At 69.1% G+C, this 21,919-nt stretch carries 20 protein-coding genes; 9 read left to right on the top strand and 11 right to left on the bottom strand.

What is annotated here, in order from left to right; translation table 11 throughout:
* Positions 1-62: 62 nt before the first annotated feature.
* Positions 63-875, top strand: coding sequence for a ParA family protein (locus ABRP18_RS06730; RefSeq protein WP_046749338.1), 813 nt, complete (start codon positions 63-65; stop codon positions 873-875).
* Positions 876-950: 75 nt separating this feature from the next.
* Here the strand turns inward: ABRP18_RS06730 and ABRP18_RS06725 are convergent, their stop codons facing one another.
* From ABRP18_RS06725 to ABRP18_RS06715, 3 genes are all read right to left on the bottom strand, one after another.
* Positions 951-1,496: a MerR family transcriptional regulator gene (locus tag ABRP18_RS06725; RefSeq protein WP_046749339.1), complete on the bottom strand. Its 546-nt coding sequence runs from the start codon at positions 1,494-1,496 to the stop codon at positions 951-953.
* A 99-nt stretch (positions 1,497-1,595) separates the two neighbouring features.
* Positions 1,596-2,282, bottom strand: coding sequence for a MerR family transcriptional regulator (locus ABRP18_RS06720; RefSeq protein WP_046749340.1), 687 nt, complete (start codon positions 2,280-2,282; stop codon positions 1,596-1,598).
* A complete protein-coding gene (locus ABRP18_RS06715; protein ID WP_046749341.1) occupies positions 2,282-2,767 on the bottom strand; it encodes an FHA domain-containing protein in 486 nt (161 codons plus the stop codon). Before ABRP18_RS06715 ends, ABRP18_RS06720 begins: the two co-directional genes overlap by 1 nt.
* A 100-nt stretch (positions 2,768-2,867) precedes the next feature.
* Between ABRP18_RS06715 and ABRP18_RS06710 the strand changes: the two genes are divergently transcribed.
* Positions 2,868-3,518, top strand: a complete 651-nt coding sequence (locus ABRP18_RS06710) for a copper resistance CopC family protein (RefSeq protein ID WP_349884387.1) — start codon at positions 2,868-2,870, stop codon at positions 3,516-3,518.
* Positions 3,519-3,527: 9 nt separating this feature from the next.
* Positions 3,528-4,925: a dihydrolipoyl dehydrogenase gene (gene lpdA / locus ABRP18_RS06705; protein ID WP_046749343.1), complete on the top strand. Its 1,398-nt coding sequence runs from the start codon at positions 3,528-3,530 to the stop codon at positions 4,923-4,925.
* A 66-nt stretch (positions 4,926-4,991) separates the two neighbouring features.
* Here the strand turns inward: lpdA and ABRP18_RS06700 are convergent, their stop codons facing one another.
* The 6 genes from ABRP18_RS06700 to ABRP18_RS06675 form a co-directional block, all read right to left on the bottom strand.
* On the bottom strand, positions 4,992-6,110 hold the full coding sequence (locus tag ABRP18_RS06700) for an NAD(P)/FAD-dependent oxidoreductase (protein WP_113680239.1): 1,119 nt from the start codon (positions 6,108-6,110) through the stop codon (positions 4,992-4,994).
* The gene (locus ABRP18_RS06695) at positions 6,097-6,834 is read right to left on the bottom strand and encodes a methyltransferase domain-containing protein (RefSeq protein ID WP_113680240.1); all 738 of its coding nucleotides are present in this window, start codon (positions 6,832-6,834) and stop codon (positions 6,097-6,099) included. The genes ABRP18_RS06700 and ABRP18_RS06695 overlap by 14 nt, the downstream gene beginning before the upstream one ends.
* Positions 6,831-7,991 carry a type III polyketide synthase gene (locus ABRP18_RS06690; protein WP_046749346.1) on the bottom strand — a complete coding sequence of 387 codons (1,161 nt, stop codon included), beginning with the start codon at positions 7,989-7,991 and terminating at the stop codon, positions 6,831-6,833. Before ABRP18_RS06690 ends, ABRP18_RS06695 begins: the two co-directional genes overlap by 4 nt.
* A 62-nt stretch (positions 7,992-8,053) precedes the next feature.
* Positions 8,054-8,668, bottom strand: a complete 615-nt coding sequence (locus ABRP18_RS06685; protein ID WP_113680241.1) for a CYTH domain-containing protein — start codon at positions 8,666-8,668, stop codon at positions 8,054-8,056.
* Positions 8,661-8,873: a hypothetical protein gene (locus ABRP18_RS06680; RefSeq protein ID WP_046749348.1), complete on the bottom strand. Its 213-nt coding sequence runs from the start codon at positions 8,871-8,873 to the stop codon at positions 8,661-8,663. Before ABRP18_RS06680 ends, ABRP18_RS06685 begins: the two co-directional genes overlap by 8 nt.
* A gap of 49 nt (positions 8,874-8,922) precedes the next feature.
* The gene (locus ABRP18_RS06675) at positions 8,923-9,393 is read right to left on the bottom strand and encodes an A24 family peptidase (protein WP_127012057.1); all 471 of its coding nucleotides are present in this window, start codon (positions 9,391-9,393) and stop codon (positions 8,923-8,925) included.
* Between the two features lie 127 nt (positions 9,394-9,520).
* On the opposite strand from ABRP18_RS06675, the gene ABRP18_RS06670 reads away from it, so the two are divergent.
* From ABRP18_RS06670 to ABRP18_RS06660, 3 genes are read left to right on the top strand one after another with little or no spacing between them, the layout of a single operon-like run.
* Positions 9,521-10,309 carry a hypothetical protein gene (locus ABRP18_RS06670; protein WP_113680243.1) on the top strand — a complete coding sequence of 263 codons (789 nt, stop codon included), beginning with the start codon at positions 9,521-9,523 and terminating at the stop codon, positions 10,307-10,309.
* Entirely contained in the window at positions 10,306-11,844 is a 1,539-nt protein-coding gene (locus ABRP18_RS06665; protein WP_179516384.1) for a DNA polymerase Y family protein, read from the top strand. The genes ABRP18_RS06670 and ABRP18_RS06665 overlap by 4 nt, the downstream gene beginning before the upstream one ends.
* The gene (locus ABRP18_RS06660) at positions 11,844-15,302 is read left to right on the top strand and encodes an error-prone DNA polymerase (protein ID WP_349884386.1); all 3,459 of its coding nucleotides are present in this window, start codon (positions 11,844-11,846) and stop codon (positions 15,300-15,302) included. Before ABRP18_RS06665 ends, ABRP18_RS06660 begins: the two co-directional genes overlap by 1 nt.
* Before the next feature lie 15 nt (positions 15,303-15,317).
* Here the strand turns inward: ABRP18_RS06660 and ABRP18_RS06655 are convergent, their stop codons facing one another.
* Entirely contained in the window at positions 15,318-15,701 is a 384-nt protein-coding gene (locus ABRP18_RS06655; protein ID WP_046749353.1) for a hypothetical protein, read from the bottom strand.
* Positions 15,702-16,035: 334 nt separating this feature from the next.
* Positions 16,036-16,638, bottom strand: coding sequence for a TetR/AcrR family transcriptional regulator C-terminal domain-containing protein (locus ABRP18_RS06650; protein ID WP_061017096.1), 603 nt, complete (start codon positions 16,636-16,638; stop codon positions 16,036-16,038).
* 188 nt (positions 16,639-16,826) lie between these two features.
* Here ABRP18_RS06650 and ABRP18_RS06645 point away from each other — a divergent pair, with 188 nt between their 5' ends.
* The 3 genes from ABRP18_RS06645 (at position 16,827) to helR (ending at position 21,918) form a co-directional block, all read left to right on the top strand.
* Positions 16,827-18,062 carry an MFS transporter gene (locus ABRP18_RS06645; protein WP_349884385.1) on the top strand — a complete coding sequence of 412 codons (1,236 nt, stop codon included), beginning with the start codon at positions 16,827-16,829 and terminating at the stop codon, positions 18,060-18,062.
* Positions 18,059-19,648, top strand: coding sequence for an amidohydrolase (locus ABRP18_RS06640; RefSeq protein WP_061017094.1), 1,590 nt, complete (start codon positions 18,059-18,061; stop codon positions 19,646-19,648). The genes ABRP18_RS06645 and ABRP18_RS06640 overlap by 4 nt, the downstream gene beginning before the upstream one ends.
* 125 nt (positions 19,649-19,773) lie before the next feature.
* Positions 19,774-21,918 carry an RNA polymerase recycling motor ATPase HelR gene (gene helR / locus ABRP18_RS06635; RefSeq protein ID WP_349884384.1) on the top strand — a complete coding sequence of 715 codons (2,145 nt, stop codon included), beginning with the start codon at positions 19,774-19,776 and terminating at the stop codon, positions 21,916-21,918.
* Position 21,919 lies beyond the last annotated feature (1 nt).

Below are 21,919 nucleotides of genomic sequence, written 5' to 3'. Positions count from 1 at the left end.
TTCGATGCGCATGGGGCGGGGCTGAGTGTTCCCCCAGCCTAGGGGAAGGTAACGTTGTCTCCGTGCACGTACTCAGCGTCAGCTCTCTCAAGGGAGGCGTCGGCAAGACGACCGTGACACTCGGGCTGGCCTCAGCGGCTTTCGCCCGAGGAGTCCGGACGCTCGTCGTCGACCTCGACCCGCAGTCCGACGTCTCCACCGGGATGGACATCCAGGTGGCCGGACGACTCAACATCGCCGATGTCCTGGCGAACCCGAAGGAGAAGGTCGTCCGTCAGGCGATCACGTCCAGCGGGTGGGCGAAGGTGCACCCCGGGACGATCGATGTCCTCATCGGCAGTCCCTCCGCGATCAATTTCGACGGCCCGCACCCGAGCGTGCGCGACGTGTGGAAGCTGGAGGAGGCTCTCGCATCCGTCGAGTCCGAGTACGACCTCGTGCTCGTCGACTGCGCACCGTCGCTGAATGCCCTGACCCGCACGGCGTGGGCGGCGAGCGACCGCGTCATGGTCGTCACCGAGCCCGGCCTCTTCTCCGTCGCCGCAGCCGACCGTGCCCTCCGCGCGATCGAGGAGATCCGCCGCGGTCTCTCGCCGCGACTCCAGCCGCTCGGCATCGTGGTGAACCGCGTGCGTCCGCAGTCCATCGAGCACCAGTTCCGCATCAAGGAGCTCCGCGACATGTTCGGCCCTCTCGTGCTCTCCCCCCAGCTTCCGGAACGCACGTCTCTGCAGCAGGCGCAGGGCGCCGCCAAGCCCCTGCACATCTGGCCGGGCGACTCCGCGCAGGAACTCGCCGCCGACTTCGACCAGCTGCTCGACCGCATCATCCGCACCGGACGCATCGCCGTGCCCGAGAGCGGTCAGCAGAGCTGACACGTCCGACGCATACAGCGAAACGGCCGCCCTCTTCGAGGACGGCCGTTTTCTGTCTGTGGGTGAGGCGCTGTATCACGCCGAGCGCTTGGTCCGGCGCGCCGACAGCTCGTCGACCGGGTCGGGCGCCGTCGCGTCGAAGGAGACGAGCGTCGACTCCACCTCGCGGAGGACCTTGCCGACGGCGATGCCGAACACACCCTGCCCGCGGCTGACGAGGTCGATGACCTCGTCGTTCGACGTGCAGAGGTAGACCGAGGCTCCGTCGCTCATGAGCGTGGTTCCGGCCAGGTCGCGGATACCGGCACGCCGGAGCTCTTCGACGGCCGTGCGGATCTGCTGCAGCGAGATGCCGGTGTCGAGAAGGCTCTTCACCAGCTTGAGGACGAGGATGTCACGGAAGCCGTAGAGACGCTGCGAGCCGGAGCCGTTCGCGCCGCGCACGGTGGGCTCGACCAGCTCGGTGCGCGCCCAGTAGTCGAGCTGACGGTAGGTGATACCGGCGGCACGCGCTGCGACCGCACCACGGTAGCCGACCTCGTCATCCATGGCCGGGAGTCCGTCGGTGAAGAGGAGTTCGGGTACGAACCGCGGGTCGCCTGCGAGCTCATCCGCATTCATCTGAAATCCTCTCTGGAACGGTTTCTTCCACGGTAGAGCAGTGCCAGGGCACCGGCAATCACATCCGTGTGGCCGCGAAGGTGTGTCGCAATCAGTTCGTTACGAAAGCACGCGCGAGAGCGCATCCTTGACGAAGAGCGATCGCACCTCGTCGATGCGCGAGGCCAGTTCGGGGGCGAGTTCGCTGGCCTTCGCCCGTGACGCGGCGTCGGTCCGGCGCAGCAGCGCGGACATGGCGGATTCGATCAGGGCGACCTCACGTTCGGCGCCCTGACGCAGAGAGCGCAGGTGCCGTGGCTCGATGCCGTGGCGGTCGAGCGCGACCAGGCCGCGCAGCAGCGTCACGGTCGCCTCGGGATAGCTCTCCTGCGCGGTGATGACCCCTGTGCTGATCGCGTCGTTGAGAAGCTGCGGTCCCGCTCCCGCCGCGGCGAGGAGTTCGTCTCGGCGATAGCGACGGGGCGACGGGGCGATGGACGGCGGTGGCAGCAGCGGGGTCGAGTCCCCGGCGGCATCGGCCTCGTCGAGTTGCTCGCGGATCACGCTCAACGGAAGGTAGTGATCGCGCTGCAGGGTGAGCCCGAGACGGAGACGCTCGATGTCGGACGCCGAGAACTTCCGGTAGCCGGAGTCCGTGCGAGAAGGACTGACGATGCCCTGCACCTCGAGGAACCGCAGTTTGCTGGAGGTCAGGTCGGGAAACTCCGGGGTGAGCCTCGCGAGCACCTGACCGATACTCAGCAGGCCCGCGGACGCAGAGCGTTCGCGGGCGGGAGAGGCCGCCATCAGGCGTTCGCCGCCTGGCGGTCCTGCGGGGAGGCGAAGAAGTTCAGACGGAACTTGCCGACGCGGAGTTCGGAGCCGTCAGCCAGAGTGCTGCGGTCGACGCGCTCACCGTTGACATAGGTGCCGTTGAGCGAGCGCTGGTCGATGATCTCGAACGTCGATCCCGTGCGGGTGATCTCCGCATGCCGACGGGAGACGGTCACATCGTCGAAGAAGATGTCGGCCTCGGGGTGGCGACCCACGGTCGTCACATCGGTGTCGAGGAGGTACCGTGCCCCGGCGAGAGCGCCGGAACGGACCAGCAGAAGAGCCGATCCTGCAGGCAGCGCGGCGATGGCCGTCTGCTCGACGTCGGTGAGCTCCACACCGAACGGCACGAAGGACAGATCGGAATCGTGTCCGAACGTCTGCGTCACGTCGTGTCTCTGCTCACCGGAACGGTGGATCGCGGCTTCTCCGGCCGGTCGGCTGTCGCTGTCAGTCACTGTGCCCTCCTGGTTGTCCAGACTAACGGATGCCGAGGGGCTCGCGGGAGGGCGCATCCACACTCAGCCGTCCCATACCGAGGATTCATAGGCTGTACTCGTGAAGACCAAAGCTCTGAGCCGCTCGGCCGCACCGATCGCCCTCGCCGCGACCCTGCTCGCCGCCTTCCTCGTGTTCCTCTCCCCGCTGTCGGCCTCGGCGCACGACGCGCTCGTCTCGTCGTCACCGGCAGCCGACGAGTCGGTCGAGACGGTCCCCGACACGCTGACCCTCACCTTCAGCGCGAAGCTGATCGGTGGCGAGGGCGCGACCGAGGTCGTCGTGACCGACCCCGCGGGGAACCCGATCACGGATGGGCCGGCGACGGTCGACGGTGCGATCGTCACGCAGCCCCTGCAGGGCGCGGGACCGGCCGGTGCCTATCACGTGATCTGGAAGGTCGTGTCGAGCGACGGGCACCCCACCTCCGGCGAGTACTCCTTCACCGTGACCGTGGGGGACGAAGGAGCCGCCACGGAGGAGCCCAGCGCCACACCGACGACGGCCGCGCCGACCGCGGAGCAGACGGCATCCCCCGAGGTGACGAGCACGCCGACCGCGAACGCGGATGACGAGGCGGGTGGATCGGCGGCGATCTGGATCGTCGCGATCCTCGCTGTGCTCGTGGTCGCCGGCGTGGTCGTCTGGATCGTCATGAGCCGCCGCCGAGGCGCGGCCGCGACCGATTCCGACACCCCCTCGGAGCGATAGGCTTAAGGCATGCCACACTACGACGTCGTCATCCTTGGTGCAGGTCCTGGCGGATACGTCGCTGCGGTTCGCAGCGCGCAGCTCGGTCTCTCCACCGCCATCATCGAGGAGAAGTACTGGGGTGGTGTCTGCCTCAACGTCGGCTGCATCCCCTCCAAGGCGCTCCTGAAGAACGCGGAGCTCGCGCACACCCTGAACCACAAGGCCGACTTCTTCGGGATCTCCGGCGAGTTCACGATCGACTTCGGCAAGGCGTTCGACCGCAGCCGCGAGGTCGCGGAGGGTCGCGTCAAGGGCATCCACTTCCTGATGAAGAAGAACAAGGTGACCGAGTACAACGGTCGCGGCACCTTCACCGGCCCCAAGGCGATCTCGGTCGCCAAGGCCGACGGCTCCACCGAAGAGGTCACGTTCGACAACGTGATCATCGCCACCGGCTCCAAGGTGCGTCTGCTCCCCGGCGTCACGCTCAGCGAGAACGTCGTCACCTACGAAGAGCAGATCATGACCCGGGACCTGCCCGAGTCGATCGTCATCGTCGGCGCCGGCGCCATCGGCATGGAGTTCGCCTACGTCCTGACGAACTACGGCGTCAAGGTGACCATCATCGAGTTCCTCGACCGCGCACTCCCCAACGAGGATGCGGACGTGTCGAAGGAGATCACGAAGCAGTACAAGAACTACGGCGTCGACATCCTCACCTCGACCAAGGTCGAGTCGGTCGTCGACAACGGCTCGTCCGTCACCGTCACCTACACCGGCAAGGACGGACAGCAGTCGTCGATCGAGGCCGGCAAGGTTCTCATGTCGGTCGGGTTCGCCCCGAACATCGAGGGCTTCGGCCTGGAGAAGACCGGCGTGAAGCTGACCGAGCGCGGCGCGATCGACATCGACGACCACATGCGCACCAATGTGGAGGGCATCTACGCGATCGGCGATGTGACCGCCAAGCTGCAGCTCGCCCACGTGGCCGAGGCCCAGGGTGTGGTCGCGGCCGAGACCATCGGCGGCGCCGAGACCCAGACGCTGGGCGACTACCGCATGATGCCGCGTGCGACGTTCTGCTCCCCGCAGGTCGCCTCGTTCGGCCTCACCGAGCAGCAGGCCAAGGACGAGGGACGCGAGATCAAGGTCGCGACCTTCCCGTTCATGGCGAACGGCAAGGCACACGGCCTCGGCGAGCCGGTCGGCTTCGTCAAGCTGATCGCCGACGCCGAGCACCTCGAGCTCATCGGCGCGCACATGATCGGCCCCGATGTGTCGGAGCTCCTCCCCGAGCTGACGCTCGCACAGAAGTGGGACCTCACGGCTCTCGAGCTGGCCCGCAACGTGCACACGCACCCGACGCTGTCGGAGGCGCTGCAGGAGGGCTTCCACGGCCTCGCAGGCCACATGATCAACTTCTGATCGAGACTCCGCAGAAGGCCCGGTCCGCGCACAGCGGACCGGGCCTTCTGCATCCCGGAGCCGGCGTCAGATCCCGCGCATCGTGAGCAGACCCGTCGTCCAGCCCCGCAACGGCGCCGAACCGAGGGCGCGCATCACCAGCTCCCTGCCCTGCACGACCGCAGCCGGCGCCGGCGCGCCCATCGACATGTAGAACCTCGAGCGTCGTCCGGCCATGGCGGCAGCCCGGCGCACGCGATGGTCGTAGGCGGCGAGGTCGGGAACCCGTGTCGGGAGGGAACGGACGAGCTGCTCGGCGAGGCGCACGGCGTCGGCCCACCCCAGGTTCATCCCCTGCCCTCCGATCGGGCTGACCTCGTGCGCGGCATCGCCCAGGAGCACGGCCCTCCCCCGATGCACCCGTGTGGCCATGTGCTGCGCGGCGACGAACGACGCCGGTTGCGCGCCCACCGGGAGCTCGAGGTCGATCCCGGTGCGCTGCCGGACGGCCGTGCGGAAGCCCGCTGCGGAACCGACCCCCTCGTCCCCCTCCCTCACCACCCATCGGCGCCGCCCACCCGGCAGCGGGAAGCACTCGACGAGTCCATCCGGCTCGCAGTGCAGGATCGCGCGGTCATCCGGAGTCTCGTCGTGCACGTCGAGCATCGAATACGACCCGCGCCCCGGCCGAGGACGCCAGCCGATCCGCAGGTCACCGCGCAGTCGGCTCCGCACCCCGTCGGCGACCACCACCATCGATGCGGTGACCTCGCGTGATCCTTCGATCGTCTCCGTCGCGACGACGACCTCGTCATTGGTCTGGCGCACCTCGCGCACCTCGCAGCCGACGACCAGAGCGTCGGGAGCGAGCGCGCGCAGACGGGCGCGCAGCACCGCATCCGTGTGAGGTTGCGGAAGCACCAGGACCGGGCGGTCGCGGTCGAAGGTCAGCGTCGCCAGAGTCCGCCGACGGCTACGCACCTCGCCGCCCGCGAGTCGCAGCGCCTCCGCCCGCACCTCGCCGCCGACCCCTGCCGCGTCTAGGGCATCCAGGCCGGGACGGTGGATGCCGATGGCTCTGGTCCGGTCGTCGGTCCCCGTCCGCCGCTCGCAGATCGTCACCCGCAGCCCCTCCTGCGCCAACAGACAGGCCAGCAGCAGACCGACAGGACCCGCACCGACGATCAGGACGTCATGTTCGGGCATGCGCTCCCACCCACCGCAGCTCCAGTCGAGAGGGCACGCCGCCGCGGACGACCCATCCGGGAGGAGCGATCGCCCTGAGCTCGGCCGTCGTGTACGAGCGGCGGATGCTGATGAGACCGTCCTCACGGATGAACGAGTCCGCGAGGAGGGTGCTCGAGATCGTCCAGGTGGCCGCGGAGAACAGCGCATGAGCGGTGCGGCTCCGGGCGATGTCACGGTGCGAGACCATCCCGCCGGGAGCGACGAGCCGCACGGAGTCGTCGAGCACCGTCCGCAGCTCGGCATCGTCGAGATGATGCAGCACGTGATTGGACAGCACCATGTCGTAGATCTCTCCCGCAGCCACCAGCTCGGTCGTGAGGGCACGACGGTAGCGGATGCCCGCGCCGCGATCGTGCGCCGATGCCCAGCGGATCGCCCGCACGTCGGCGTCGAGCGCGGTGACCTCTGCATCGAAGCCGTCCCGACGCAGTCTCCAGGCGAGCAGCCGACAGAGATCTCCCCCACCCGCACCGACGTCGAGGATACGCAAGGCGCGCGACTGCTCCCTGGCGTGCGCGGCCCGTGGCCGGACGTCACGCCGGTAGAGGCTACCCGGGCGGGAGACCAGAGCGTTCACGAACCCGAACCGCCCATAGGTCCGGGCCAGCATCCGTGCATCGGCGTCCGGGTCGTCCATCAACTCGCGGGTGTCGACGTCCCGCGTCGTGAGAGGCCGGGTCATGAACGAGGCGGTGCCACGACGGTCATCAGCGCGCTCTCGGCGGTCAGCCCCGGCCCGAAAGCCATCGCGGAGACGCGGTCACCGGCACGGGCACCCTCCTCCTCGAGGATCCGTTTCAGGATGAACAGCACGGTCGCGCTGGACATGTTGCCGTTGTTCCGCAGCACCTCCCTGGCCGGGTGCAGTTGAGCGTCGCTGAGGTTCAGCCGCTCCTGCACCTTGTCGAGGATGCTGCGTCCGCCCGGATGGATGGCCCAATGCTGCACGGCTTCCCCCACGCCGCCGCCTTCGAAGGCCTGACCGAGGTCCTCTTCCGGACTGTACAGCGGCCGGAGCGCACCGATGATGGTCTCGCCGATGATCTGCGGGACGGCCGTGGAGAGGATCATCTCGAAACCGGTGTCTCCGATCGTCCAGGCCATGTCCTTCTCGCCCTCCGGCGCGATCGCGGTGTGGAAGCGATCCAGGCGCAGTGCGGGAACCGGGGAGGGAAGGTCGCGTGCCGTGACGATTCCGGCGGCCGCACCGTCGGCGAACAGCGAAGACGCGACGATCGTGTCGGGGTTCTCCGAGGTGCGAAGGTGAAGGGTGCACAGTTCGACGCTCACGACCAGGACGACCGCGTTCTCGTCCGCGGCGCAGAACTGACTCGCGGCCCGGAGCGCCGGCATCGACGCATAGCAGCCCATGAATCCGAAGTGGAAGCGCTGCACGGCATCGGAGAGGCCGAGCGCGCGCACGATCTCGTACTCGGGACCAGGGGCGTGGAACCCGGTGCAGGAGACCGTGATGACGTGTGTCACATCGGCGGGGCGGAGGTCGGGGTCGGCGTCGATCGCCCGCCGCGCGGCCTCGACGAAGAGCACGGTGGCCTCACGGGTGTAGAAGTCGTTGCGCGCTTTCGTGCCCGGAGCGAGCAGCATGCCCGTTCGGCGGTCGAAGAAGACGGGGTCGGTGACGTCCGAATCGGGTGACAGCTCATCGATCACCGTGTGGCGGGTGTCGATGCCCGAGACGTTGAACGAGGTCGTGACGATCCGTTGCGCGAGTCTTCCCAGGTCGGGCTGCTGTGCGAAGACGTCACGCACCTGCTCCTGCACGAGAACGGTGTCGGGGACGATCGTCTGCAGCGATCGAAGCACAGGCGTTCGGCTCATGGTGTCACTCAAGCACTGCGCACCGCTCGGGGGGAAGGGGTTGCGCCCGAGCGCTGTCCGCCCTAGACGCCGAGAGCTCTGGCGAGCTTCGACCCCGACGCCGACTCCGTGCCTCCGGCAGCAGCCACCGCCTGCTCCACCGCGTCGAAGAACGCGGTGCGTCCCGCCTCATCGGTGGGCGCGGCTGGACCGAGTTCCATCTCCCATTCACGCCATTCGCGCGTCACGTTCCCGCGCAGATCGGTCGCTCGCACCCGATCGTCGACGAACTCGGCGACCACCCCGTGCGGGCCGCTGAGCAGATAGGCGGTGCGGTCGTTCTCGATCCGGGCGAGCGGGGTGAGCGGAGCTGTCGTCCATTCGGAGATGGTCTCGGCCACGGCGGGAGGGAGCGTGTCGCCCTCTCCCAGCGGCCAGCCGAGTTCGAGTCGACCGTCTCCCTGTCGCGGGCCCTTCACGTGCCAGCCCTCGTCGGGGCCGCCGGTGCGACGACGCAGCGCCACTCCGGCACGCGAGAGAGTGCCGTCAGCGGTGTCGAAGTACCGGGCGTCCAGGGCGCGGACCTCTCCGGTGCTGACCGCCTCGACGCCGGGGATCCTCTCCCACCGGGGCAACGGGGTCTCGAGGTCGACGTCGTACTTGCGCTCGACCTCGACCGTGCGGGACGGCTCAGTCATCCTCGAGGGTGAGGTCCTCGAGCGACTCCTCGAACCAGTAGTCGACCTCGGTGGGACCGTCGCCCTCTCCGGTGTTCTGCGGTTCGCCGCGGCGGTTGTACACCACCTGCGTCTCGCTGTAGGGGACGATCAGCTTGTCGTCCGCGTCGCCGAGGGGGATGATCTGCCCGTCGAGCGGGCCGCCGTGAAGTCGTGCGAGTGCCATGTGCTCAGGGTAGCCCCGTCGTCGCGGAATGCGGGCGAGGCGTGCGGGTTCAGCCGAAGGCGACTCCGAGCAGGGCGCCGGCGATCATCCAGGGCCCGAAGGCGATGCGGGTCGCTCCGTCGGCTCTGCGCAGCAGGATGAGCACCAGCGCATAGAGCGCGCCCAGCACGAATGCCGAGGCCGCCCCGATCATCAGCGCCTGCCAGCCGTGCCATCCCAGCACCAGGCCGATGACGGCGGCGAGCTTCACGTCTCCCCCGCCCATCCCCGCGCGGCTGACCATCCGCAGCACGGCATAGAAACCACCGAGGACCACAAGGCCGATAGCGGCGCGCACGGACGACGCCCACTGCCCTGCGGCGAGAGCATCGATCGACACGAGCACCAGGAGGACACCGAGCGTCGGCAGCACGATCCGATCGGGGAGACGGTGAGTGCGGGCGTCGATCACGATGAGCCAGCCTCCGACACCGATCAAGGCAGCATGCACGAGCGCGATGAGCGTGAGCCGGATGTCCATCCCGGCAGGTTAGGAGATCGAGGGAGCACTCTCCGACAGCCTGTGGACAACCCCCTGGCGAATGTCCGATGTACGAACTATCGTCGATCAGACGACTTGTTATATTAGAATATATCTTCGAGAAAGGATGCAGGTGATCGGGCTCGACGCAATCGCCTCGCTCTCCCCCACGGGCGACTCCCGTGCGGGAGAAGTGCTGCGGCTGCGTCGCGAGATCAGCCGGATGCAACGACGGCGCAGCGAACAGGCGCTGCTGCCCCTCGACCCTGCTTTCGCCTCACTCCTTCCGGAAGGGGGACTGCAGACCGGCACCTCCTACTCCGTGTCCCCTTCACCCAGCCTCGTCCTCGCGCTGCTCGGCGCCGCGTCGCAGAAGGGGCTGTGGTGCGCCGTGGTCGGCATGCCGACCCTCGGCGTGGAAGCCGCAGCCGCATTCGGCATCGACCTCGCCCGCCTGATCCTCGTACCGACGCCGGGAGATCGCTGGCTCGCCGCGACATCCGCTCTGGCCGAGGTCGTGCCCCTGATCGTCGTCTCCCCCGGCTCACGCGCACGAGACGCCGATGTCGCCCGGTTGAGCGCTCGTCTGCGCGATCGCGGTTGCACACTCCTCGTCACCGAGACACCGGGGGCGGAGCGCTGGCCACAGAGCGAAGGAACCATACGCCTGCATGACCCGCACTGGCACGGACTCGGCGCCGGATGGGGACTGCTCTCGGACTGCACGGTCACGGTGACCGCCCGGACACGGCACAGCCCTCGTCCGTCGAGCGTGCGCGTGCAGCTGCCAGGAGGACATGGTGCGGTCGAGACCGTCGGAGCCGAGCTCACCGCGCTGCCGGCGCTCGCTCCGGAGACCGCCATATCGAGCGGATCCCCGCCACCTGAGCTCCTGCGATGGGCGGAAGCCGGATGAAAAGCCCGCTCCGTGTGCTGGTGCTGTGGTTCCCCGATTGGCCGATGCGGGCGGCGCTCGGCATCGCTCCCCCGCACCCGCCCACCGCCCTGGTGCAGGCGAACACGATCGTCGCCTGCACCGCGTCCGCCAGGGAGCACGGTGTGCGCACCGGTCAGCGCCGCAGGATCGCGCAGGGGCACCTCGCCTCTTTGCGCGTGCTCTCCCACGACCCCGACCGCGACGAGCGGGCCTTCCTGCCGGTGCTGCACCTGATCGAGAAGCATGCGCCAGGGGTCACGCTGCTGCGACCGGGACTCGCGATCCTCCGCGCCAGAGGCATCTCCCGCTATCACGGAGGAGAGGCGGAAGCCGCCGAAGCCCTCACCGCCGTCCTGGCCGATGCAGGGTTCCCCGAGGTGCGGGTCGGCGTCGCCGACGGCCCGTTCACGGCTGAGATCGCGGCGCGCGGCACCGCACCCTGCACTGTGGTGCCGCAGGGGGCGTCCGGAGAGTTCCTGGCACCGTATCCCGTCCAGGTGCTGCGCGACGAGCAGATCGCCGGACTCCTCGTCAGGCTCGGCGTGCGCACGCTCGGTGAATTCGCATCCCTCACCGCGCTCGACGTGCGCGACCGTTTCGGCGAGCACGGCGCCCGCTTGCACGCCCTCGCCGCCGGTGCCGACTCCCGTCCGCTGACGCCGCGCCCGCCCGATCCGGAGCTGGTGCGGGCCATCGAGTTCGACTCCCCGCTGGGGGGAACGGACCAGGTGGCCTTCGCGGTGCGTCAGACGGCGGACGCGGTGATGCTCGCTCTGGGCGACGCCTCCCTCGTCTGCACGGAGGTGCGGATCGATCTGACCGACGACAACGGCGCCGTCTTCTCCCGGTCCTGGCTGCATCCGACCTGTTTCGACGCCTCCGACCTCGTCGACCGGGTGCGCTGGCAGCTGGAATCCCTGGCCGCGCAGTCCGCGAAGGAGCCGGTCGACGAGGCGCGGGCGTTCGGCGGCATCGTGGCGGTGCGGATCGTCCCCGCGGCCGTGGACGATGCCGCGCACCACCAGCCGGGGCTCTTCGGCTCCGGCACGGATGAACGTCTGCACCATGCGGTCTCGCGCGTGCAGACCATGCTGGGCCATCAGGGCGTGGTCACCGCCGCCGTCGCCGGTGGTCGCTGGCTCGCGGATCGCCAGGTGCTCACCCCGTGGGGAGAGCGCACCGTCCCGCCCCGCGACCCCGGCTCCCCGTGGCCGGGGAGCCTTCCCGACCCCCTGCCGGCCGAGGTCTTCCGACCGCCGAGACCCATCGGCGTGGTCGCTGCGGACGAGAGCACCATCAGCGTCGATGAGCGGGGTTCGCTCTCGAACGACCCCGCCCGCATCGACGGATCCGCCGTGCAGGCCTGGGCAGGACCCTGGCCCGTGCACGAACGACGCTGGGCGCCAGGGGGCGGGAAGCGGGGACACCGGCTCCAGATCGTCGACGACGACGACCGTGCGTGGTTGGTGTTCTGCACCGGCGAGCGCTGGTGGGCCGAGGGGAGGTACCGCTGATGGGCTGGCACAATCCGCCGCTGTCCTGGAACGATCTGGAGCGCACCCTCAGCGGCGAGGAGTCGCGCCCCCCGGTCGCCGAGCCCCGAGGGCAGCGGAGGGATCCGGGACCGGTGAGCCGCCGACGCAAGCGCACTCCCCCCGTCGCCGTCCCCCGCCCCGCGGACGCGGTCCCCTACGCCGAGCTGCACGCTCATTCGTCGTACTCGTTCCTCGACGGGGCGTCGTCCCCCGAAGACCTCCTCGCCGAGGCCGAGCGACTCGGCCTGACCGCTCTCGCCCTCACCGACCACGACGGCTTCTACGGAGCCGCGCGCTTCGCCGAGGTGGCCGATCTCATGGAGAGCCCGCTGCAGACGGTGTTCGGGGCAGAGCTGTCGCTCGACCTGCCGGCGCCGCAACGGGGTTCCGCGGATCCCGCAGGCGAGCACCTGCTGGTCCTCGCCCGAGGCATGGAGGGATACCACCGACTCTCGGGGGCGATCACTTCTGCGCAGCTGCGGGGAGGTGAGAAGGGGCGCCCGGTCTACGACCTGGACGATCTCGTGGCACGCGCGGACGGGCACTGGACGATCCTGACCGGATGTCGGAAGGGCGCCGTGCGTCGCGGACTCGAAGCGGGGGACGCGGGCACGCCGCTGGGGTCGCTCGTCGACCTGTTCGGAAGCGACAACGTCGTCGTCGAGCTCTTCGATCACGGCGACCCCCTCGACACTCGACGCAACGACGCTCTCGCCGACCTGGCGCGTCGGATGCGGCTGCCGGTGGTCGCGACCAACAACGTGCACTACGCCACACCGGCACAGGCGCCGCTCGCCGAGGCCGTGGCCGCGGTCCGCGCGGTGCGCAGCATGGACGAGCTCGACGGCTGGCTGCCCGCGCACGGAGGGGCGCATCTGCGCAGCGGTGCGGAGATGGCGGCGCGCTTCCAGCGGCACCCCGGGGCGATCTCGTACGGGCTCGAGCTGGCCGCGACCTCGGCCTTCCCGCTTCGCCTGGCTCGACCGGCCCTGCCGCAGCAGAAGGTTCCGGAGGGGCACACTCCGATGACCTGGCTGCGTCACCTGGTGTGGGAGGCCGTGCCGTCGAAGTATCCACGACTGGACGATGACGGCCGGCACCGGATCGCCCGCGAGCTCGACGTGATCGAGGAGAAGGACTTCCCGGGGTACTTCCTGATCGTGCACGGCATCGTCGCGGAGGCCCGGAGGCGCGGCATCCTCTGCCAGGGCAGGGGGTCGGCTGCGGCGAGCGCGGTCTGCTACCTGCTGGGCATCACCGCGGTCGATCCGATCCTCTACCGTCTGCCCTTCGAGCGGTTCCTCGCGACCACGCGGACGGAGGAGCCGGACATCGACGTCGACTTCGACTCCGACCGCCGTGAGGAGATCATCCAGTGGGTGTACGCGGAGTACGGGAGGGAGCGGGCTGCCCAGGTGGCGAACGTCATCCAGTACCGCCCCAAGAATGCGGTGCGCGACATGGCCAGGGCTCTCGGCCACTCCCCGGGCCAGCAGGATGCCTGGTCCCGCCAGGTCGACGGCTGGGGAGCGGGACTGGAACCCGCAGAGGGGCACGACATCCCCGAGAACGTGCTCGCCTACGCCGGAGAGCTGCTGAAGGCGCCTCGACATCTCGGCATCCATTCCGGGGGCATGGTGCTCACCGCGCGCCCCGTCGGAGAGGTCGTTCCTGTGGAGCACGCCCGCATGGAGAACCGCACGGTCATCCAGTGGGACAAGGACGATGCCGCCTTCATGGGGTTGGTGAAGTTCGATCTGCTGGGACTCGGGATGCTCGCCGCCCTCCAGCACTGCTTCGACCTGATCCGGGAGACCACGGGTGAGGAGTGGACGCTCGAGACGATCCCGAAGGAGGAGGCCGGCGTCTACGACATGCTCTGCCGCGCGGACTCGATCGGCGTCTTCCAGGTGGAGTCCCGTGCTCAGATAGGGCTGCTCCCCCGCCTGCAACCGCGGAGCTTCTACGACCTCGCCATCCAGATCGCCCTCATCCGGCCCGGCCCCATTCAGGGCGGGGCCGTGCACCCGTTCGTCCGGCGCAAGATGGCGAAGGACCGCGTCGACGAGGAGAACCGGGAACGGGTGTCTCGGGGAGAACCGCCGGTGGAGTTCACCATCCCCTACCCGCACAGCGATCTGGAGGACATCCTGAAGCGCACGCTGGGCATCCCGATCTTCCAGGAACAGCTCATCCAGATGGCCACCGCCGTGGGCGACTGCACAGCGGACGAAGCCGATCTGCTGCGCCGGGCCATGGGCTCCAAACGGGGCCTCGAGAGGATCGAGAAGGTCAGGGACAAGCTTTATGCGGGGATGGCGAGGCGCGGGCTCGTCGACGAGGCGGCGGATCGTATCTATGCGCAGATCCAGGCGTTCTCCAACTTCGGTTTCGCCGAATCGCACTCGCTGTCGTTCGCACTCCTCGTCTATGCCAGCTCCTGGTTGAAGCTGCACTACCCCGCCGCGTTCCTCGCGGGACTCCTGCGCTCGCAGCCCATGGGCTTCTACTCCGCCGCGACCCTGACCGCGGATGCCCGACGGCACGGAGTGGAGGTGCGCCGCCCCGATCTGCATCTCTCCGGTGCGATGGAGCTGCTGGAGCCGCTCTCCTCGGACACCCTGAGAGGGCCGACCGGCCAGGATCCGTGCCTGAGCGTCCCTCAGCCGCCGGTGCTGCGCTTCGACAGGTCTGCCGCGGATAAATCCGCCGCGCACCGCAGAGACGGCGGGTCCGCTGTGCGGCTGGGACTCGGCGGCATTCGTGGGATCGGCATGGCGATGGCCGAGAAGATCGTCGCCGAGCGCGAAGCGAACGGCCTCTATCGGGACCTGAACGACCTGGTCAGACGCACGGATGCCACAGCCGCCCAGCTGGAGGCGCTCGCCACCGCCGGGGCCTTCGACTGTCTGGGCCTGGAACGCCGGGAGGCCATCTGGATGGCGGGAGCCGCCGCCGAGGATCGCTCCCGTTTCCTCCCCGGGACCACGGTCGCGGTGCAGCCGCCCCTGTTCGCCGATCAGAGCAGCTATGAGCGGCTCTCCGCCGACCTGTGGGCGACCGGGGTGTCGACCGACGACCATCCCCTGACGCACTTCCGGGAGGCTCTGCGCGCTCGCGGCGTACTGACAGCGGTCGACCTGCAGAGGCACGAGGCGGGTCGACGCATCGAGGTCGCCGGGCTCGTCACCCATCGTCAACGACCGGCCACGGCTTCCGGGATCACCTTCGTGAACCTCGAGGACGAGAGCGGGCTGGTGAACGTCGTCTGCTCGGCCGGGGTCTGGAACCGCTACCGCCGCGTGGCCCGAGACTCACCGGCGCTCATCATCCGCGGCATCCTGGAACGATCGGCCGAGGGCGTGGTCAATGTGCTGGCCGATGGGTTCGAGGATCTGCGCACCGGTCTCACCCATCGCTCCAGAGACTTCCGGTGACGATGCGTGCCGGGTTCACCAGAAGCGCTCCGGCTCCTCTGCCGGCGGGCGATCGGCTCCGCCCCACCGGTCCGCCTCGGCCTTGGCGGCATCGGCAGCGGCATCGGCTTCGTGGAGAGCCACCTTGGCACCGGTGTACCCGGGACCGAGGGGATCGACGAGCAGAGTGGTGTGGGCTCCTGCGCCCCCGATGGTCACCGTGCACCTCAGCACCCGCCCGATCCAGCGGGAGAAGTCCCCACTCGGGTCCTCTTCGCGTCGGTAGCGGATGCCGGTGTCGAGGTCGACGATGGCCAGGACCACCGGCTCATCGGTGAGCGGATCGACCTGCTCCGTCACGTCGATGCGATGGCCGTGGGGGATGGCGACCTGAGCGGTGAGCACGAGCAGTCTGTCCATGAGTCCACCCTAGAGAAGCACCAGAGGAAGACAACAGCGAGTCCCCGCTACCCGAATTCGAAAATTTCTTTGTCCCCCAAATGGCGGACAAGCCGATTAAGCGATATTCTGCTCTCGTAGCGGGGGCTACGAGGCTGATGACCTGGGGAAATCAGCCGTGAGCGCAGCGAGATCTTCGCCGCCTCCCCTACCGTCCGGGAAGGGCGGTGAGCCCTCTCGGCGGCACCGTCTGGGGCGGGTCATCGAGAGGGCAAATCTCCCCACCGCACTACACTGCGCTGGACTCGATCCACGGCTCCTTCGCATCGCCTCGGCGATCGTGCACCTCCGGCGATCAGCGCGCAAGTCGTGTGCGCAGGGATTCCAGGAGAAGGTCGGCCCCGAGCTCGAAGGTGCGATCAGAGCGGGCGCTCCCCCGCTCGGCCCCGTCGATGAGGCGTCCGAGCGTGCGGGTCGGCTCCCCCGGCTGCCAGATCTCGTCAGGCGACGCGAGATCGAGACCGAAGCCGATCGCGAAGGCGTCGATGACGGCGATCACCGAGAGCACCTCGTCCTCGGGGAAACCGCCGTCGACGAGCGCCGAGGCGAGGTCGTCGTATGCGGCGATGACGGCCGGATGCGTGATCGTCTTCCCCACGAGCAATGGAACGAGCTGCGGATGGTCGGCATACATTCGGCGCTGGGTTCGCAGCACCGCGAGCACGAAGACATCCCAGGGCTCGCCGTCCCACTGCACGAGGTATCCCTGCACGAGCTGCCCGCGGATGAGTTCGAGTATCCCGTCCATGCCGTCGACATGGTTGTACAGCGAGGAGGGGCGCACGCCGAGCTCGCGGGCTATGGCATTGACCCCGAAGGGCCGGCCGCCTCTCGCGAGAGCGAGGCCCGCGGCGCCGATGATCTCCGGAGACAGGAGCGGTGTGGAGGGCCTCGGCATCGGGGGCTCGCTTTCTTCGGCGGACCGGTCGTGAGTTCGGGGGTTCCGCAAGAACCCCCTCCTGTGCATAATAATGAACACCATTCGTTTACGAACACCATTCGTTTATGATCTCGTGCCCCATCCGACGCACACCCGTTGTCTCCCCTCCCCGCGCACAATGCCGTGCCGACTCCCCTTGGAGCTCCATGACCACGCTCGATCTCCGCACCAGAATCCCTCTCCGCTTCCCGACAGCGGCCGCGACCTTCGCGATCGGCATCGCCGGGTATCTGGGCGTCAACCTGTCGCCGTACATGATCACGGCCGCCCAGACCGGCCTCGGCCTCGACGTGCTCGCCGCCAGCTGGCTCGTGACCGCGACACTCCTGCTCACCGCCGTGACCGGACTGGCGATCGCTCCGCTGTGCGCCGGCAGGCATCGCCGAACCGTGGCCCGCGCGGGACTAGGTCTCGCCGTCGTCGGCTTCGCGACCGCCGCACTCGCACCCGCCGCCATGCTCCCCGGCCTCCTCCTCGGCGGCGCCGGAGCGGGCGGAGCGGTCGCCGCATCGGGCGCAGCGCTCGCCGCGTTCCGCAACCCGGACCGGGTCGCCGGCTTCAACGGACTCGCGAACCGGGGCGTCATCACCGTGGTGCTCGCCGTCATCCCCCTGATCGGCCTCGCGCCGATCGATGTGTTCGGCGCGCTCGCCCTGTTCTCCCTGATCGGGCTCGTCGCCACCGCCTGGCTGCCCGCCGCCCCCGTCGTCGCCCCGCAGGCCGGAGCAGCCGTCGCCGAGGCGATGCCGATCGAGGTGCCGCCGACCGGGACAGTCAGGACGTCCCCCACCCGCACACGGACCGTCACCGCGGCCGGCGTCGGCCTCCTGCTGGTGTTCGCGCTGTGGGCGGCCAGCGAGGACTCGCTGTGGGCCATGGCGGGCGTGATGGGCGCGGAACAGGCCGGATTGACGCCGGAGGGACTCGGCATCGCGCTGAGCGGCGCGACGGCCGGCGGACTGCTCGGTTCGCTGCTCCTCATGATCGTGGGGGCACGTCTCGGGCGCGCGGTACCGCTCGTGATCCTGCTCGTCGCCGGCGGCGCGCTCAAGATCGTGGAGGGCTTCGTGACCGATCCCACCACGTTCATCGTGATCTTCATCGCCTGGAACTCGGTGTACGCGATCGCCTTCATGTACTTCGTGTCGACATCGGCGGCCCTGGATGCCGACGGCCGCTGGTCGGGCCCCCTGCTCGCGGTGTACCTCGTCGGGTCGGCCCTCACCCCCGTTATCGGCGCAGCCCTCGTCGGCGTTCTCGGCTATCAGGGATTCGCGGTCGCCCTCGGCATCGCGAGCTTCGTCCTCGCCGTACCCGCCGGGGCGATCGCCCTCCTATCGACGCGTCTGGAACGCATGACCTCTCAGGAGACCACCGCATGACCCGCACCCTCTATCGCAACGCCCGGATCTTCACGGGAGACGAGTCCCGCTGGGCGGAGGCCATCGTCGTCGACGGCGAGGAGTTCATCCACGTGGGCTCCGAGGCGGAAGCCCCGCACGCCGACGCGGAGGTCGATCTCGGAGGACGCGTCGTCCTTCCGGGGTTCACCGACGCGCACACCCACCTGCTCATGATGGGCGAGGCGCTCGGACAGGTCGGACTCACCGACGCCGCATCGCTCGAGGAGATCCAACGCCGGTTGGACGAGGCCCGCCGCACCACGTCGGGAGTACTGCGCGGACGCGGCTGGCTGTTCGACGCGATCCCCGACGGGGAGCCGACCGCGACGATGATCGATGCCGTCGTCGCCGATATCCCCGTCTACCTCGATGCCAACGACTACCACTCCTGTTGGGTGAACACGGCGGCGCTGCGCGAGCTGGGGATCACGCGGGACACCCCCGACCCGCTCGGCGGACGCATCGCCCGCGACGCGTCCGGTGAGCCGACGGGGATGCTCTATGAGACCGCCGCACAGCAGTACGCGTGGGCGCAGCGCGACGCCTCCACGACGGACGCTCAGCGGGATGCGGCAGTCGCACGGGTCGTGTCCGCCTACCTCTCCGCCGGCGTGACGGGGGCCGTCGACATGGCGTTCGACGAGCTCGGACTCGCTGCGCTCGAAAGGGCAGCCGAACGCGGCGAGCTGCCCCTGCGCGTCGCCGCGCACTGGTTCGTCGCGAACAGCGGAGACGATGCGGCGAACCTCGCGCAGGTCGCTCAGGCGTCGGTGCACGCATCGGCGTCGACCGCGGGTGTTCGCGTCGTCGGGATAAAGCTCGTGCTCGACGGCACGATCGACGCGTGCACTGCCGCCATGGGAGCTGCCTACGCCGACGGCTCGAACGCCGAGCCGATCTGGCCGGCCGCGCGGCTGCTGCCGGTGGTCGCGGCGGCGGACGCGGCGGGACTTCAGATCGCGATGCACGCGATCGGCGACGCCGCGAGCGCACTCGCCCTCGATGCGATCGAGCACGCCGTCGCGGTGAACGGCGACCGCCCGCGTCGGCACCGCATCGAGCACCTCGAGTACGCCGCGCCGGGAACCGCCGGGCGGATGGCGCGGCTCGGGGTGACGGCCTCCATGCAGCCCGTGCACGCCGACCCCGCGATCTTCGCGAACTGGGCGGCGCAGATCGGCGACGATCGCGTCGCCCGCGCGTTCGCGTGGTCGGAGTACGACGAAGCAGGAGCACTCCTCGCCTTCTCGACCGATGCGCCGACCGCCCCCTACGAGGCGCTCGCGAACATGTACGTCGCCGCCACACGTGCCTCGGCGCTGGTTCCGGGTGTGCCGGCCGTCGACCCGACTCAGGCACTTCCGCTGGAACGGGCCATCGCGCACGCCACCAGGGACGCCGCGGCATCGATCGGCGACGGCAGCTGGCGCGGCCGCATCGCGGTCGGATACGCCGCTGACTTCGTGGTGCTCGACGCCGACCCGTTCGCGGGCGATCCGGCCCTTCTGCTGGGGACACGCATATCGCAGACCGTGATCGCCGGACGCACCGTGTACGAGAGCTAGCGCGAAGAGCACCTCTCCTGCGCATTTCCAGGATATCGCCGAGGTGGGGGCTTGCCGCAAGGCCCCCACCCTGGGGCAGAATCGACCCTCGCTCGTGCGAATGACGCCCGGCGTGAAGGAGATCCATGCCTTTCGACCCGTTCCACCTCGCGGATGATCTGCGCGCGAAAGCCGCTCCGGAACTGATCGCCGATGACCGCGAGCATCTCCGGAGGATCGCCGACGCTCTCGAGCTGCAGCGCGCAGATGTGATCTCGCGACTGACGCAGGCACGCCGCCGGGAAGCGGACCTCGGAGATGCCGTCGTCGACCGGGACCTGGAGATCCGCCGACTGAGCGGACGCCTTCGCGTGCTCGAGCGCTTCGGCCTCGACATCTGCCTCGGCCGGATGACCCTCGACGATGGCGAACATCGGTACATCGGCCGCACCGGCCTCGCGGACGCGGACGGGTCCCGGCTCCTCATCGACTGGCGTACTCCTGCCGCAGAGCCGTACTTCGCGGCGACCCTTGAGCATCCGCGCGGTGTGATCTCCCGACGTCGCTACCGCTGGACCGACGGACGCATCCGTGACTACTGGGATGAGGCGCTGAGCGACGCGGCGTTCGACGGCGCGGCCTCCCTCGACGATCAATCCGCGTTCATCGCCAGCCTCGGAACTCATCGCACGGCCAGGATGCGCGACGTGCTCGCGACCATCCAGGCCGACCAGGATGCGATCATCCGCACCTCGTCCAGGGGAGCTCTCGTCGTCGACGGCGGCCCGGGCACGGGCAAGACCGTCGTGGCACTGCACCGCGCCGCCCAACTCCTCTACGCGGAGCCGCGCCTCACGCAGAGTGCGGGCGGCATGCTGCTGATCGGCCCTCATGCGCACTATCTCGCATACGTCGAGGACGTGCTTCCCAGCCTCGGCGAGGACACGGTGCGACTGGCGACCATCCGCGACCTCGTCCCGGAGGGAGCCTCGGCCTCCGACGAGCGGAGCACCGAACACGACGCCCGAGTGGCGCGGCTGAAGGGCACGCTCGACCCCGTCTCGCTGCTCGACGCTGCCGCGAGGTGGTTCGAGCGCCCGCCGCATCACGCCATGCGTCTGGAATCGCCGTGGGCCGACCTGTGGCTGAGTCGCGACGAATGGGCTGAACTGTTCTCGAACGCCGACCCTGCCATCTCGCACAACGAGGCACGCGACGAGGTGTGGGAGGAGATCCTCGAGCTGCTGACGGACCAGGTGGACGACGAGGATGCGCCGCCCCATATGGTGCGGAGGTGGCTGCGTCAGGACGAGGAACTCACCGGGACGTTCATGCGCGCCTGGCCGATGCTGTCCCCGACATCGGTCGTCGCACGACTGTGGAGCTCACCCGAATTCCTGCGGCACTGTGCGCCGGGGCTCTCACCGGAGGAGATCGCACTCCTGCAGCGGGACGGGTCGACGGCATGGACCGTGTCGGACATCCCGTTCCTGGACGCCGCGCGCCGCCGCATCGGCGACCCCGATACCGTCCGCGACGAGCACCGACGCCAGGCCGTGATCGCTTCCGCCCAGGAGCAGATCTCCCATGTGGTCGACCACCTCATCGAGGACGACGACAGCGAGATGAAGGTGATGTCGATCCTGCGGGGCCAGGACGCACGGAATGTGCTGCTCGGTGTCGACGCTCCCCCCGCGCTGCGACCCGACGAGCTGTCCGGACCGTTCGGACACATCGTCGTCGACGAGGCACAGGAGCTCACCGACGCGGAGTGGCGGATGCTCATCGCCCGCTGCCCTTCGAGGAGCTTCACGATCGTGGGAGACCGCGCGCAGGCACGTCACGGATTCACCGAGAGCTGGGAGGCCCGACTCGCCCGCGTCGGACTCCGCGACGTCAGGATCTCTCATCTGGGGGTGAACTACCGGACGCCGACGGAGGTGATGGAGGCCGCTGCTCCAGAGATCCTCGCGGCGATCCCCGATGCGAACGTCCCGTCCTCGGTGCGCGAGAGCGGAATGCCGGTGCGTCATGACGTCGTCGCCGCACTCCCGCGCCTGCTGGAGGCTTGGGTCGACGCGCATCCGGACGGCGTGGCGTGCGTGATCGGCGCCCCCGACTTCGCCCCGACCGCGCGCGTGCGATCCCTGACGCCCGAGGGTGCGAAGGGCCTGGAGTTCGACCTGGTCGTGCTGGTCCATCCCGATCAGTTCGGACATGACGTGACCGGCGCCGTGGACCGCTACGTGTCCATGACCCGATCCACCAGCGAGCTCATCGTGCTCCGGTGAA

The organism is Microbacterium sp. WHRI 7836 (assembly GCF_040223885.2).
GTDB lineage: Bacteria > Actinomycetota > Actinomycetes > Actinomycetales > Microbacteriaceae > Microbacterium > Microbacterium oxydans.
The sequence above is the reverse complement of the archived record's forward strand: the minus strand, read 5'-3'. Positions and strand labels throughout refer to the sequence as shown.

Bases quoted from the DNA above. Each gene is read 5' to 3' on its own strand.
- ABRP18_RS06680 (WP_046749348.1), bottom strand. From the start codon at position 8,873: ATGGCACTCGCACGACTTCACGGCGGCCCGCTCGACGGGCAGATCATC.
- helR (WP_349884384.1), top strand. From the start codon at position 19,774: ATGCCTTTCGACCCGTTCCACCTCGCGGATGATCTGCGCGCGAAAGCC.
- ABRP18_RS06690 (WP_046749346.1), bottom strand. From the start codon at position 7,991: ATGAGCCGAACGCCTGTGCTTCGATCGCTGCAGACGATCGTCCCCGAC.
- ABRP18_RS06720 (WP_046749340.1), bottom strand. From the start codon at position 2,282: ATGGCGGCCTCTCCCGCCCGCGAACGCTCTGCGTCCGCGGGCCTGCTG.
- ABRP18_RS06725 (WP_046749339.1), bottom strand. From the start codon at position 1,496: ATGAATGCGGATGAGCTCGCAGGCGACCCGCGGTTCGTACCCGAACTC.
- ABRP18_RS06670 (WP_113680243.1), top strand. From the start codon at position 9,521: ATGCAGGTGATCGGGCTCGACGCAATCGCCTCGCTCTCCCCCACGGGC.
- lpdA (WP_046749343.1), top strand. From the start codon at position 3,528: ATGCCACACTACGACGTCGTCATCCTTGGTGCAGGTCCTGGCGGATAC.
- ABRP18_RS06660 (WP_349884386.1), top strand. From the start codon at position 11,844: ATGGGCTGGCACAATCCGCCGCTGTCCTGGAACGATCTGGAGCGCACC.
- ABRP18_RS06640 (WP_061017094.1), top strand. From the start codon at position 18,059: ATGACCCGCACCCTCTATCGCAACGCCCGGATCTTCACGGGAGACGAG.
- ABRP18_RS06685 (WP_113680241.1), bottom strand. From the start codon at position 8,668: ATGACTGAGCCGTCCCGCACGGTCGAGGTCGAGCGCAAGTACGACGTC.
- ABRP18_RS06665 (WP_179516384.1), top strand. From the start codon at position 10,306: ATGAAAAGCCCGCTCCGTGTGCTGGTGCTGTGGTTCCCCGATTGGCCG.
- ABRP18_RS06655 (WP_046749353.1), bottom strand. From the start codon at position 15,701: ATGGACAGACTGCTCGTGCTCACCGCTCAGGTCGCCATCCCCCACGGC.
- ABRP18_RS06700 (WP_113680239.1), bottom strand. From the start codon at position 6,110: ATGCCCGAACATGACGTCCTGATCGTCGGTGCGGGTCCTGTCGGTCTG.
- ABRP18_RS06645 (WP_349884385.1), top strand. From the start codon at position 16,827: ATGACCACGCTCGATCTCCGCACCAGAATCCCTCTCCGCTTCCCGACA.
- ABRP18_RS06650 (WP_061017096.1), bottom strand. From the start codon at position 16,638: ATGCCGAGGCCCTCCACACCGCTCCTGTCTCCGGAGATCATCGGCGCC.
- ABRP18_RS06675 (WP_127012057.1), bottom strand. From the start codon at position 9,393: ATGGACATCCGGCTCACGCTCATCGCGCTCGTGCATGCTGCCTTGATC.
- ABRP18_RS06695 (WP_113680240.1), bottom strand. From the start codon at position 6,834: ATGACCCGGCCTCTCACGACGCGGGACGTCGACACCCGCGAGTTGATG.